Source organism: Senegalia sp. (in: firmicutes) (assembly GCF_052088025.1).
GTDB lineage: Bacteria > Bacillota > Clostridia > Tissierellales > SIT17 > Anaeromonas.
This window is the reverse complement of record NZ_JBQCYD010000057.1, coordinates 1-13,170: the sequence shown is the minus strand read 5'-3', so window position 1 is coordinate 13,170 and position 13,170 is coordinate 1. Positions and strand designations below refer to the sequence as shown.

The window sequence follows — 13,170 nt, the reverse complement described above, 5'->3', positions numbered from 1 at the left end:
CTGCAGTAAATCCCATATCTTCTTCATCATTTTGTTCACAAATAGCTATAACTACAGCATATTTACCACCTAATGCTTCATTGATACTTGACCAAACCGAACGGTCATCTTCTGCAAATACTTGAAAGCAATAAAACCTTTCAATAAAAGCCTTCATATCTGCAGTTATATTATAAAAGTAGGTTGGTGAACCTGTAATAATAGCATCTGCCTCTAGTATGAGTGGATATAATTTTTGCATATCATCGTTTATTACGCATTTATACGTATCTTTACATCCTTCACACCCAGTACACCCTCTAATGTTATAATCACTAAGAAATACCAACTTAGTTTCAATTTCTTTGCATTCAATTGAATCTAGTGCTTGCTGCACCAAATAAGACGTGTTCCCATTTTTTCTTCTACTGCCTACTATCCCTAATACTTTCATTAATCTACCCTCCATAAATAATCTATTTGATTTTCATTAATTTCAATAAATATTATATTCTACATTTCTTTTTTATATTTACAGCAACTATCCTACCACATAAGCATCTCTTATTCTAACCCAATAATAGATAATACTGTTATTAATTATCCTTCATCTTATTTCTAATCTTGATATTTCTTATGAAAATAACTAAAAGACTTAATATGAATATCCAAAAATATATTTTAAATAATGGAAATTTAACGAAAACTCTAAATCTTGGTAGCATTAATCCTAAAATAAAAAATATATTTGCTAATACTATTAATCCAATAGCTAAGTGCTTTAACTTCTTCTCATCTATCATATATAACTCCTTTCATTTAATATATATTATTTCATTCTATAAACTAATCCACTTATTCTTTATATGCTCCTTCTAATTCCTATATATTTTACTAGAGCAATTATTAATTTTTAGTATTATAAATAAATTTCTTGTTTTATTTATTAATATATTTAAATTATATCATATTAAATACTAATTTCTTCTTTGAATCCCCTATATTTTAAGGCAAAAAAAGATTGAATCCCTCATTGGAATTCAACCCTTTCCTACACATCTTCTTTTATCGATTCACCTAGTGCATGCCATGCTAATACTGCGCATTTTACTCTTGCTGGCATGTTTGATATGTTCTTTAGAATAAATGCATCTTCTAATTTTTCTAGTTCAGATTCATCTGTTACTTCTTTTTTTATCATACCTATAAATGTTTCTACTAATTCATAGGCTTCTTTTTTTGTCTTTCCTTTTATTAAATCTATCATCATTGAAGTTGAAGCCTTACTTATGGCGCACCCATGACCTATAAATGCTGCATCTTTTATAATGTCTCCATCAAATTTCAGCTGTAATGTAAGATCATCTCCACATGATGGGTTATGTCCTCTTTCACTATGGTCTGGATTTTCTATTTCTTTTTCATTGTGACCACTTGAGTTATGCTCCATTATTAGTTCTGTATATATTGAATTAAGATCCATATCCTAACCACTTCCTTACATTTTTTAAGCTTTCTATAAATATATCTACTTCTTCTATGGTGTTATATAGATAAAAACTTACTCTACATGTTGCATTTATTCCTAGATATTTCATAAGAGGTTGGGCACAATGATGTCCTGCTCTTAAAGCTACTCCATAACTATCTAATATTGTAGCTACATCATGAGGATGAATGTTCTCTATATTAAAAGATATTACACTGCTTTTTTTATCTATATCTTTTGTGCCATATATAGTTATATAAGGTATTTCATTCATTTTTTCCATTGCATATTTTGTAAGTTCCATTTCATGATTTTTTATCTTTTCTATACCTATCTCTTCTATATAATCTATTGCTACTTTAAGTCCTACTGCTGCTTCTACATTTTGGGTACCTGCTTCAAATTTATATGGTAGTTCTGCAAATGTAGATGATTCTTCTTCTACATATTCAATCATATCTCCGCCTGATAAAAATGGGCCCATTTTTTCTAGAAGTTCACGCCTACCATATAATACTCCTATTCCCATGGGGCCTAGCATTTTGTGTCCAGAAAAGGCATAGAAATCAGCATTTAATTTTTCTATATCTACTTTTGTATGAGGTGCTGCTTGTGCTCCATCTATTACAGCTATAGCATTCATTTCATGTGCATAATCTATAATTTCCTTTATAGGGTTTATTGTACCTAATACATTTGATATATGTGCTGCTGCTACTATTTTTGTCTTTTCTGTTACCTTTTCTTTGAAATCTTTCATATCTACAGTGTAATCATCATTTAGATATACAAATTTTAATTTAGCATTATTTTTCTTTGCTACCATTTGCCAAGGTAGTATATTACTATGATGCTCTGAAATTAATACTACTATTTCATCACCACTATTTACATTTTCAAGCCCATATGAAAATGCTACTAAATTTAAAGCTTCTGTAGTGTTTTTAGTGAATATTATACTTTCATCATAGGGAGCATTTATAAATTCTTTTACTCTTTTCCTAGCTTCATCATACATTTCTGTTGCTCTTATACTTAGAGTGTATGCTCCCCTATGAATATTTGCATTTGATAATTTATTGTAGATTCCCATAGCTTCTATAACTTGTATAGGTTTTTGAGTAGTTGCTGCGCTATCTAGATATACAAAGGGCTTGTCATTTATATTTTGATTTAATATAGGGAAATCTTTTCTGATTTTTTCTATATCAATACTCATCTGTAAGTCTCCTATCAATATTATCTTCTATTTTTTCTCTTAAGTCTTCAAATGGAATTAAGTCTATTATTGGTCTAAATGATGCCTCTACTATCATTTTTTTAGCATCCTTTTCACTTAAACCCCTACTCATTAGATAAAATAATTTAAGCTCATTTATTTGTCCTGCACTTGCTGCATGTTCTCCTTCTACATCATCTTCCCCGCAAATAAGCGCTGGTATTGCATCTGATTTTACTTCCTTATCTAAAAGTATGACATATTCTGCTTCTACACCTTTAGATCTAGTTGAGCCTTTTTTAAAATCTAAATTTCCTCTAAATACTTTCCTAGATTTATCTTTAAGTGCTCCCTTTGTTTCTATATTAGTTAAGCATCTTCTACCAAAATGATTCATAGTATATTCTAAATCTAGTCCCATTTCATTATCAGCAAAATATATGCTTTTAAGATCAGCTTGGGCCTTATCTTCTTTTAAATTTGTTATAAAGCTTGATGATGAAATCTTACTTCCAAGTTCTACTGATATGAAGTTTACCTTTGCATCTCTTCCTACAAATGCTATATTTGAATCAAAATTATTTGAAGTGCTATCCATCATTTGTACTTTTATAATAGTTATATGTGAATTTTCTTTTGCATAAACTTTTGTAAGACCATTATGAAAGGACTCTTCATTTGAAGTATAATTCATAACTACTGTGGCTTTACTATTTTCATTAGCTATTATTAGATTATGGTCTAATACTAATGAGTTTTCACTATCCATATTAAAATCTAGTCTAATAGGTTCATTTATCTTTTGATCTCTTTCTAAATCTATGATTACTCCACTATTAGAATACTTTTCTGTTAATTTCACTAGGTTCTTATCTACTCCAAACTCTTCATCTACTTTTAGATATTTTGTGTATTTATTTAAATCTTCATTTTCAGACATGTTTTTTATATTTAATCCACTAATTTTTGGAATATCTAAATTATTATATTCTTTAAATTCTGGAATACTAATATCTTTTAATCTTATTCTTTTCCACTTAGGTAATTCTATTTCATTATAGCCTTTTAAGTTTTCCATATATTTTCACCCCTTAGCCTATTGTTCCTTCGAGCTCTAATTTTATAAGATTATTAAGCTCTACTGCATATTCAAGTGGTAGTTCTTTGGCTATAGGCTCAACAAACCCTCTTACTATCATAGCCTTTGCTTCTTCTTCATCTATTCCACGACTCATCAGATAAAATATTGCTTCATCGCTTATCCTACCTATTTTTGCTTCATGGCCTATATCTATATCATCATTTTTTAGTTCAATTATCGGTATTGTATCTGAATTTGACTTGTTATCAAGCATTAGTGATTCACATGATACTGTTGATTTGCTTCCATGAGCATTTGCTGCTACCTTTAAAAGACCTCTATAAAATGCATATCCTCCATCTTTTGATATGGACTTTGAATTTATATTTGATCTTGTATGTGGTGCTGCATGGACTACCTTTGCTCCAGTATCTAGATATTGTCCACTTGCTGCAAATGTAATTCCTGTAAATTCTGCTTTTGCTCCTTCTCCCCTTAATATGCTCATAGGATAAAGCATGGATACTTTTGAACCAAATGAACCTGATATCCATTCTATTGTTCCATTTTTATCTACTGCTGCTCTTTTTGTATTTAAGTTATACATGTTTCTAGACCAGTTTTCGATTGTAGAATATCTAAGTTTTGCATCTTCTTTTACAAACAATTCAACACATCCTGCATGTAGATTGTTTACTGAATATTTAGGTGCTGAGCACCCTTCTATGAAGTGAACTTCTGCTCCCTTTTCTACAACTATTAATGTATGCTCAAATTGGCCTGCTCCTGGAGCATTTAATCTAAAATATGATTGAAGTGGTATATCTACTTTTACTCCTTCTGGTACATATACAAATGAACCACCTGACCAAACGGCCCCATGAAGTGCTGCAAATTTATGATCATTTGGAGGCACTAGTTTCATGAAATATTCTTTTATGATTTCTTCATGGTCCTTTATAGCTGCATCCATATCTGTATATATTACACCTTTATCTACTAATTCTTGTTTTACATTGTGATATACTACTTCAGAATCGTATTGTGCTCCTACTCCTGCTAGGGATTTCTTTTCTGCTTCTGGTATCCCAAGTGAATCAAATGTCTTTTTGATATCTTCTGGTACATCTTCCCAATTTGTACTCATATCAGCATCTGGACGAATATAATTCACTATATTTTCTACATCAAGTCCTGATAAATCTGCTCCCCAAGTAGGTGTAGGTTTTGATTTATATATTTCAAGTGATTTTAATCTAAAATCTAACATCCATTGTGGTTCATTTTTTTCTCGTGATATTTCTTTTACTATTTCAGGTGTAAGACCTTTTTTAGTTTTATATTTATATTTAAACTCATTTTTTATATCATATACTCCTCTATCAATATCTGCTATATATGTTTTATCTCTTTTTTCCATTTTTATTTCACCTCTTTAAGAAAAATCAGTTCTAAATTCTTCATATCCTTTTTCTTCTATTTTCTTAGCAAGTTCAGATCCACCAGTTTTAACTATTTTACCATCTACTAGTATATGGACGAAATCTGGCTCTAAATAGTCTAATATCTTATTGTAGTGTGTTATTACAAGTATTGCATTTTGATCGCTTGAATAAGCTTTAACGCCTTTAGATACGATTCTAATTGCATCTACATCCAGTCCTGAGTCTGTTTCATCTAATATAGCAAGTTTTGGCTGTAAAATTGTCATTTGTAATATTTCATTTTTCTTTTTTTCTCCACCAGAAAATCCTTGATTTAGATATCTTCCTGCGTAAGATTCATCCATTTCAAGTAAATTCATTTTTTCTTTTAATATTTTTCTAAATGCAAATATTCCTTGTTTTTCATTGCTTATAGCTGACTTTGAAGTTCTTAGAAAATTTTCTACTGTAACTCCTGGTATCTCTTCTGGATATTGAAATGATAAAAACAGCCCTTCTTTTGCTCTTTTATCTACTGCTAAATCATTTATATTTTTATCATTAAATATTATTTCACCTTCAATAATATTGTGTTTTGGATGACCCATAAGTACGTTTGCAAGTGTAGATTTACCTGCTCCATTTGGTCCCATTATTACATGTATTTCACCTTTGTTTATTTCTAAATTTAAACCTTTTAATATTTGTATATCCTCTACTTGAGAATGTAAATTCTTTATATCTATTATTTTTTCCTTCAAATTTGTCATCTCCTCAATAGTTAATTAATCCCTAGTGATATACTATGAATTAAACTCTAATTATATCCTACTATATCACTTGGTATTAGTCAACAAAAAAAGCACCTGAAATTTAGGCACTTTATTTTAATTGCTCTCGATTATTAAAAAACGTTTTATATCCAAGTTGTAAAAATATTATTACTGTTAAAGATACACTTCCTGTTATTCCAAGCATTATAGCTATTTGATATTTAATCGATGTTATAGGGGATATTCCTGATAGTATTTGTCCTGTCATCATACCAGGTAAAAAAACTATTCCCATTCCCATCATAGAATTTATTGTAGGCATTATAGCAGAATCAAAGGCATTATTCACTATTTTTTTTGATGCCTTTTTTGAATTAGCTCCAAGCATAAGTGCAGTTTCTACTTCATCATATCGTGAGTCAAATCCATCTACTAATCTTTCTACCCCTAGTGATATTCCTGTCATTGAATTTCCTATAAGCATTCCTGCAAGGGGTATGAAATATTGAGGCTTATACCAAGGCTCTATTCCAACTACTATAAATAAGAAAAACAATATAGATGTAAGGGTACCTATAGTCATTGAAAGTGCTATTATCTTTTTTAAATCTTTTGATATACCTTCTTTTACTCTTTTAAATATATTAAATATAGCAAAGGATTCCATTATGATTATTATTGATATTGTAAAAAGTGGAGAAGGATTTTCAAATACATACACTAAGATATATCCTACAATAGTTAGCTGCAAGGTCATTCTTATACTTGCTATTAATATTTCTCTTTCTCTATTTATTCCTTTTATCCTAACTATAAAAAGTAATATTAAGATAAATATATAGGCACTAATAAGCCCAACAAGTGTGATATCTACTATATCATTCATTAGTAATCCCACCCTTATACAAGTTGATTATTTCTTCACCATATTTTTCTGCTATATCTATTGAATGAGTTACCATTATTACTGTTTTATTGCTTTGTTTTGTGAAATTAACTATACTTTCTATAACAAATTTTTCTGTTTCATCATCAAGTGAAGATGAAGGCTCATCCAATAAGTATACTTGTCCATCAGATAATAATGCACGTGCAAGTGCTAATCTTTGTTTTTCTCCTCCTGATAATTTTTTTGCATCATTATCAAGAGGCTTTTTTAAATTAGCTATTTCAAGATACTCTTTTAATTTTTCATCAGATTCATTTTCTTTTTCTTTAAATTCCAATGCTAAGTTTAAATTATCCCTTATATTACCTTCAAAAATAACTGGATTTTGGGATAACATTATTACTTGTCTTCTTAAATCTATAGGATTTATTTCTAATATATCTTTGTCCTTATAATAAATACTACCTTCATCTAAACTTATTAAATTATTTAAAAGTTTAAGAAGTGTAGATTTTCCACTTCCACTTTCGCCTAATATACATGTCACTTTATCTTTTTTTATATTTAATTTTTCTATATTTAATATGTCTTTATATTTCACTTTTTCTAATCTAAAAATGTATTTCATCTAATCACTCCTAAAGTATTGGTGATAATATTCTTCCTATAGCTTCTTTTAATTTTTGAAGTACTCCTCTATTTTTATATTCTTCATAATTTATTCTATTGCAGTTTTTAAAATCATTTAAAAAATCACATTCAAGCCTTGAAGCTACTTCTCTATCATATACAAATGCATTTACTTCAAAATTTATATGAAAACTTCTATTATCCAAATTAGCAGTCCCAACTGATGCAACTAAATCATCTACAAGTAAAGTTTTTGCATGTACAAAACCTTTTTCATATCTATATATTTTAACTCCAGCCTTTAAAAGTTCTTCTACATAAGATCTTGATCCCCAAAAGGCAGTTAAATGATCTGCTATATCTGGTATTATGATTCTTACATCTATTCCACTTAAAGCAGCTGTTCTAAGTGCTACATTCATGCTTTCATTAGGTATTAAGTAAGGTGTTGTAATCCATACTCTATCATTTGCATATGTTATGAGTGAAAAATATGATTGCATGATTGATTCCCATTCAGTATCTGGTCCAGAGGATGCTATTTGAATTAATTGCTCTCCATAGTATTTTAATTTAGGAAAATATTTCAATTCATCTAAACTTTCCTTTGTACAAAAATACCAATCGTTTAAAAAAATATTTTGAAGTGCATATACTGCCTCTCCTTCTATCTTTATATGAGTATCACGCCAAAATCCAAATTTCTTACTCTTACCTAAATATTCATCCCCTATATTTATACCACCAGTAAATCCTTTTTTACCATCTATTACTACTATTTTCCTATGATTCCTATAATTTATATCACGACTTAATCCAGGTAAGAAAACTGGAAGATAGGATTCTACCTCGACTCCTGCTTCCTTTAAACTATTTATATATTTTTTTCCAAGTCTCCAACTTCCGGCACTATCATAAATAAGTCTTACTTCTACTCCTTCTTTTGCCTTTTTTATTAATATATCTTTTATTTCATTACCAATCTTATCATTTTTTATTATAAAATATTCTATATGTATATGATGTTTCGCTCTAGACAAATCTTTTTTTAATTCCTTGAATTTATCTTTTCCATTGGTTAATATTTTAGATCTATTATTCATAGTTACAGGTGATTTTGAATTATTAAGTATTAAACTTATTAATTTCTTTTTTAAAGAATGTTTTCCTTCTGAAAAAATATTATCTTCTTGTACTGCATTTAATTGAATTTCTGCTATATCTTCTAATGACTTAGAACGAATATTTTCTTCCTTTTGAAATATTTTTTTCTTTCTAATGTTTTGACCTAAAAATAAATACAATATAAATCCTACTACAGGAAATATAAATAAAACTAAAAGCCATGTTATAGTTGTCTGGGGATCTTTGTTTTCAATAAATATTATAATTGCTATTGAAATAGTATAAAGTGTGAAAAGAAAGGATAATATGCTTCTAAAATGAAACATAAATTCTCTAATCATACCTAATAGCCCTGCTTGATTTAAATTATCTCCAAATAAATATAATATATTTAAATCAAGTAAAAAATTAGGTACTACATATACTACAAATAAAATTATAGCTATCCCTAAGAAGTAATTCTTTATTTTGCTCATTTAATCAGCTACTTTCTTCTATGTAATGTATTATTATAATTATACCATTATTAAAGAAGTTTAACCTATATTGTTAATTTTATTAACCAAAACTTAACTCCCTTACTTGTAAAACCTAAATCCCACGGAACTCTAAATCTATCTGTATTGTGAGAATTTACAAGCCTATATCCTTTAGAATCTATTCCACTAACTACACAAATATGAACTACCTTTCCCTTTTTTTCATATGCTATAATATCTCCCTTAGATAGATTGTAAGATTCATTTATAACTTCACTATAACTTCCGTGTTTTATAGCTTTACCTCTTCCACTATAAAGCAAATAATCTTTAAAGCCCTGTGCATTTACCCATGCTTTTGTTCCTTCTTTTTCATAATTCCAACCATATGTTTTTTCAAATGCACCGCCTTCAAATAATGATTGAGAAGCAAAATTAGTACAATCTCCTCCTATAGAATTGTAGTTTTTATATTTATTATTATATTTATAATTATTTTCTCCATTATCTGCTGCTCCTAAATATTTATCCATATATTTTACTATGTCTTCTCGTGTTTCATTTGTTTGTAAATTTTTATTTCCTTTTGCTATTATTTTATTTATATTTTCAATCTCTTCTTTTTTTACTCCTAAATTATCCCCAAAAGGATCGTCATACCAATCCTTTGTAATTATCCACTTCTTATCCCTTTTTTCTATATCCATTGCATGATATGTACCTATTCGAAATGTATTTATATTTTTTATGTCATCCTTGTATACATACTTATATTCAGTAGAAAGTGTAATATCTAAACTTATCTTTTCATCATTTTCTTTTACCCAATTTATTATAGGCTTAGCATCTATTGATATAATGTTTATGCCCTGTTTTTCTGACCAACTATGTAAATATTTCATTTTATTTATTTCATGTTCATATGCCCATATACTATATTTTATTTCTAAATCATATAATTTTTGTATTTTTTTTTTATCTTGCTTTAGTATTGCCTCATTTCGTGTATTAATATTTTCTTCAATCATTGTATTATAATCTGTATTACTAATCACCGATTTAATACCTTTATTAGATAAAAATATTACACTAATTATACTTACTAGTAGTATAAGGATAGATAATATAACTATTTTCTTTTTTATTACTATAATCATATATAAATTCTCCTTTCATAATATAATTTATGATTGATAATAAGATTATAGAATAAAAAAATGAGAATTACCCAACTTTACGGTAATTCTCATTTTTTATATCTTTCTTTTTATAGTTTACAAACACTATTCCTACTACTACAAGTAATAAGGCAAAAAACATATTTATTGTAAACTTTTCACCTGATAGTAATAATACTGATAAGAATGAACCTGTAATTGGTATTACAAATTTAAACATTGTGATTTCACTGGCTTTATTGTATTTTAAAAGAGCATACCATAGGCAAAATGCTATTGCTGAAAGAAATGCTGAATATAGTAATAAGCTTCCCGAAACTAGGTTAAAATCTAACATTTCTTTATTTCCACTATATCCAACTATAAGTAATACTGAAGATCCTAAAAGCATCTGCCAAGACGTTACTATAAAGGGATGTATGTCTTTTGAAAGTTTCTTTGCTAAAATTGTACCAAATGCTGATACAAGTCCTGATATAATAAGAAATCCTTCACCCCTAAAAGACATATCTAAATTAAAACCACCTTGTGATGAGTTAACTAATACTATCCCTAGAAAGCCAAGTATAAGTCCTACTAGCTTTTTAAAATTCATTTTGTCATCGTGATATATGAAATGTGAAAGTATAACTACAAAAAATACACCACTTTGTGCTAGTATTGATCCTTTTATACCAGATGTATAAGCTAGACCATTATAAAAGAAAAAATATTGCAAACTAGTTTGAAGTAATCCTAAGACAAAAATAATAAATATATTTTCTTTTTTTATCTTTATAGGAATCTTTAAAAATAGTATTAATACTATAAATATTATTATTGATGATATAAAAAATCTTATCCCTGCAAAAAGAACCTTAGAATAAATATCTTCTGCTAATATATTTAATTCTTCATAACTTATTTTAAGGACAGGAAATGCACTACCCCAAAGTATGGAGCAAAAAATTGCTATGATAGTAACAGATACTTTGTTTTTTAATAATTTGCTTTTATCCATTTATGACACCTCTTTTGTTATTTAATACTACACACTATCATATACTAGTCAAAATGTTTTATCAATCCTATATATATTGACCAGGCTATTTTTTGTTGATATTCTTCATTGCTTAGTAGTTTCTCTTCATTTGGATTAGATAAAAATCCACATTCTACTAATACAGAAGGAGCCTCAGCTTCTCTTATAAGATATATTGTGTCTCTTTCTTGTGGGACTCTTTCGTTGTTTTTATCTAATATTCTTTTAAGTTCTTTTTGTATAGTTTTAGCTAGTTCTTCACTTTCATCTGAACCTTTTTTATAAAATGTTTGGGCTCCATAATACTTTTTCTGTGGGAAACTATTTAAATGAACACTTATAAATACATCTGGGCTAGAACCATTTATTAATATTTTTCTATTTCTTAAATCTTCATTTTTCTTTTGTCTGTAAGTTTTGGATTTTTCTGTATCTAAGCCTTTATCAATATCTCTTGTAAGTACAGCAATTCCCCCACCTTGTTCTATAAGTCTCCTTAATTTTAATGTGATTTCTAAGTTTATATCATCTTCCTTTTTATCTGAATTTCCAATTGCTCCCGGATCAAATCCACCGTGTCCTGCATCTAATACTATTATTTTGTCCATTACAGGGGATGAAGCTGTTTTTACTATATCTCTTTCACCATAGAAATATAAGGATACTGCTAATATTATTATTGGTATGACAATCAAATTTCTCATCTTGATATTTATTTCTCTCACAATATACCACCTCTCTTATACTATAAATATTTTTATAGTATAAGAGATATTACATTTATAAATAAAAGTATAAAAAAGACACTGATTTCCAGTGTCTTGTAATAATCCATATAGGTCTATCTTTTTGAAAATTGTGGGCTTCTTCTTGCTTTTTTAAGACCATATTTCTTTCTTTCAGTCATTCTAGGGTCTCTTGTAAGCATTCCTGCTTTTTTAAGTGTAGGTCTAAGTTCACTATCAGCTTTAAGTAATGCTCTTGAAATACCATGTCTTATAGCTCCTGCTTGACCAGTATAACCTCCACCACTTACATTTACAAATACATCATATTTATCAGCTGTATCTGTTATTACTAAAGGCTCTTCAGCTTTAACTTTTAATGTATCATAGTTAAAGTAATCATCCATAGTTCTATCATTAATTTTTATGTTTCCTGAACCAGGAACTAATCTTACTCTTGCTATAGATTTTTTTCTTCTTCCTGTTCCATAAAATTGTACTTTCGCCATTTAAAATCCTCCCTTCCTGACTATATTTCTTTAACTTCAGGTTTTTGAGCATCGTGGTTATGTTCTGTTCCACTATAAACCTTAAGTTTCGTAATCATTTGTCTTCCTAAACTGTTTTTAGGAAGCATTCCTTTTACAGCTTGTTTGATTGCTAATTCTGGTTTTTCTTGCATTAATCTTTTATAAGGTATTTCTTTTAATCCACCTGGATGTCCTGTGTGATATCTGTAAAGTTTTTGCTCAAGTTTTTTACCTGTTAATTCAACTTTTTCAGCATTAATTATTATTACATGATCACCTGTATCTACATGTGGTGTAAATGTAGGTTTATGTTTACCTCTTAATATTGTTGCAACTTCACTAGAAAGTCTACCTAGTTTTTTGCCTTCAGCATCTATAATATACCATTTTCTTTCAACTTCATGGGGTTTAGCTACAAAGCTTTTCATTACTTTCCCTCCTCATTACTCTTTCAGTTTTAAATTAATCTTTCGTCAATAAAAATCCGGGGCTAGTGAATTTTTATTTTTACACTCCTCTTATTGTAATACAATGAGCCTTGTGTGTCAAGTATTTTAATTTATATTTAATAATAATCTGATCAACATATGATAATGTCCTATTATAACATTTATGATTATGTCCTAAT

The 13,170-nt window shown here is 28.4% G+C and carries 15 protein-coding genes; all 15 read right to left on the bottom strand.

Annotation, left to right across the window (positions count from 1 at the left end):
* Positions 1 to 433, bottom strand: a 433-nt coding sequence (locus tag ACTHUW_RS11530; protein WP_442213343.1) for a flavodoxin family protein, incomplete at its 3' end; no start/stop codon positions are given.
* Between the two features lie 142 nt (positions 434 to 575).
* Complete coding sequence (locus ACTHUW_RS11525) at positions 576 to 782, bottom strand: hypothetical protein (protein ID WP_442213341.1); 207 nt, start codon at positions 780 to 782, stop codon at positions 576 to 578.
* Between the two features lie 248 nt (positions 783 to 1,030).
* Entirely contained in the window at positions 1,031 to 1,462 is a 432-nt protein-coding gene (gene sufU / locus ACTHUW_RS11520) for a Fe-S cluster assembly sulfur transfer protein SufU (RefSeq protein WP_442210197.1), read from the bottom strand.
* The gene (locus ACTHUW_RS11515) at positions 1,452 to 2,687 is read right to left on the bottom strand and encodes a cysteine desulfurase (protein WP_442196653.1); all 1,236 of its coding nucleotides are present in this window, start codon (positions 2,685 to 2,687) and stop codon (positions 1,452 to 1,454) included. The genes sufU and ACTHUW_RS11515 overlap by 11 nt, the downstream gene beginning before the upstream one ends.
* Positions 2,677 to 3,765: a Fe-S cluster assembly protein SufD gene (sufD, locus tag ACTHUW_RS11510; protein ID WP_442196652.1), complete on the bottom strand. Its 1,089-nt coding sequence runs from the start codon at positions 3,763 to 3,765 to the stop codon at positions 2,677 to 2,679. The genes ACTHUW_RS11515 and sufD overlap by 11 nt, the downstream gene beginning before the upstream one ends.
* Positions 3,766 to 3,778: 13 nt before the next feature.
* Positions 3,779 to 5,188, bottom strand: a complete 1,410-nt coding sequence (gene sufB, locus ACTHUW_RS11505; RefSeq protein WP_442196651.1) for a Fe-S cluster assembly protein SufB — start codon at positions 5,186 to 5,188, stop codon at positions 3,779 to 3,781.
* Positions 5,189 to 5,203: 15 nt separating this feature from the next.
* Positions 5,204 to 5,953 carry a Fe-S cluster assembly ATPase SufC gene (gene sufC, locus ACTHUW_RS11500; RefSeq protein ID WP_442196650.1) on the bottom strand — a complete coding sequence of 250 codons (750 nt, stop codon included), beginning with the start codon at positions 5,951 to 5,953 and terminating at the stop codon, positions 5,204 to 5,206.
* 121 nt (positions 5,954 to 6,074) lie between these two features.
* Positions 6,075 to 6,851, bottom strand: a complete 777-nt coding sequence (locus ACTHUW_RS11495) for an ABC transporter permease (RefSeq protein WP_442196649.1) — start codon at positions 6,849 to 6,851, stop codon at positions 6,075 to 6,077.
* Positions 6,844 to 7,482 (bottom strand): ABC transporter ATP-binding protein, encoded by a 639-nt coding sequence (locus ACTHUW_RS11490; protein ID WP_442196648.1) that lies wholly within the window; start codon positions 7,480 to 7,482, stop codon positions 6,844 to 6,846. The genes ACTHUW_RS11495 and ACTHUW_RS11490 overlap by 8 nt, the downstream gene beginning before the upstream one ends.
* A gap of 10 nt (positions 7,483 to 7,492) precedes the next feature.
* Complete coding sequence (gene cls / locus ACTHUW_RS11485; protein ID WP_442196647.1) at positions 7,493 to 9,085, bottom strand: cardiolipin synthase; 1,593 nt, start codon at positions 9,083 to 9,085, stop codon at positions 7,493 to 7,495.
* Positions 9,086 to 9,150: 65 nt separating this feature from the next.
* Positions 9,151 to 10,245 carry an amidase domain-containing protein gene (locus ACTHUW_RS11480; RefSeq protein WP_442196646.1) on the bottom strand — a complete coding sequence of 365 codons (1,095 nt, stop codon included), beginning with the start codon at positions 10,243 to 10,245 and terminating at the stop codon, positions 9,151 to 9,153.
* Positions 10,246 to 10,312: 67 nt separating this feature from the next.
* The gene (locus ACTHUW_RS11475; RefSeq protein WP_442196645.1) at positions 10,313 to 11,266 is read right to left on the bottom strand and encodes a DMT family transporter; all 954 of its coding nucleotides are present in this window, start codon (positions 11,264 to 11,266) and stop codon (positions 10,313 to 10,315) included.
* Between the two features lie 44 nt (positions 11,267 to 11,310).
* The gene (gene cwlD, locus ACTHUW_RS11470; protein ID WP_442196644.1) at positions 11,311 to 12,012 is read right to left on the bottom strand and encodes an N-acetylmuramoyl-L-alanine amidase CwlD; all 702 of its coding nucleotides are present in this window, start codon (positions 12,010 to 12,012) and stop codon (positions 11,311 to 11,313) included.
* A gap of 116 nt (positions 12,013 to 12,128) precedes the next feature.
* Complete coding sequence (rpsI, locus tag ACTHUW_RS11465) at positions 12,129 to 12,521, bottom strand: 30S ribosomal protein S9 (protein ID WP_442196643.1); 393 nt, start codon at positions 12,519 to 12,521, stop codon at positions 12,129 to 12,131.
* A gap of 20 nt (positions 12,522 to 12,541) precedes the next feature.
* Positions 12,542 to 12,970, bottom strand: coding sequence for a 50S ribosomal protein L13 (gene rplM, locus ACTHUW_RS11460; protein WP_442196642.1), 429 nt, complete (start codon positions 12,968 to 12,970; stop codon positions 12,542 to 12,544).
* Positions 12,971 to 13,170: the final 200 nt, after the last annotated feature.

What these genes read in the sequence shown, in the direction of transcription:
- ACTHUW_RS11525 (WP_442213341.1), bottom strand. Translation starts at nt 782, where the DNA reads ATGATAGATGAGAAGAAGTTAAAGCACTTAGCTATTGGATTAATAGTA.
- sufU (WP_442210197.1), bottom strand. Translation starts at nt 1,462, where the DNA reads ATGGATCTTAATTCAATATATACAGAACTAATAATGGAGCATAACTCA.
- ACTHUW_RS11515 (WP_442196653.1), bottom strand. Translation starts at nt 2,687, where the DNA reads ATGAGTATTGATATAGAAAAAATCAGAAAAGATTTCCCTATATTAAAT.
- sufD (WP_442196652.1), bottom strand. Translation starts at nt 3,765, where the DNA reads ATGGAAAACTTAAAAGGCTATAATGAAATAGAATTACCTAAGTGGAAA.
- sufB (WP_442196651.1), bottom strand. Translation starts at nt 5,188, where the DNA reads ATGGAAAAAAGAGATAAAACATATATAGCAGATATTGATAGAGGAGTA.
- ACTHUW_RS11495 (WP_442196649.1), bottom strand. Translation starts at nt 6,851, where the DNA reads ATGAATGATATAGTAGATATCACACTTGTTGGGCTTATTAGTGCCTAT.
- ACTHUW_RS11490 (WP_442196648.1), bottom strand. Translation starts at nt 7,482, where the DNA reads ATGAAATACATTTTTAGATTAGAAAAAGTGAAATATAAAGACATATTA.
- cls (WP_442196647.1), bottom strand. Translation starts at nt 9,085, where the DNA reads ATGAGCAAAATAAAGAATTACTTCTTAGGGATAGCTATAATTTTATTT.
- ACTHUW_RS11480 (WP_442196646.1), bottom strand. Translation starts at nt 10,245, where the DNA reads ATGATTATAGTAATAAAAAAGAAAATAGTTATATTATCTATCCTTATA.
- ACTHUW_RS11475 (WP_442196645.1), bottom strand. Translation starts at nt 11,266, where the DNA reads ATGGATAAAAGCAAATTATTAAAAAACAAAGTATCTGTTACTATCATA.
- rpsI (WP_442196643.1), bottom strand. Translation starts at nt 12,521, where the DNA reads ATGGCGAAAGTACAATTTTATGGAACAGGAAGAAGAAAAAAATCTATA.
- rplM (WP_442196642.1), bottom strand. Translation starts at nt 12,970, where the DNA reads ATGAAAAGCTTTGTAGCTAAACCCCATGAAGTTGAAAGAAAATGGTAT.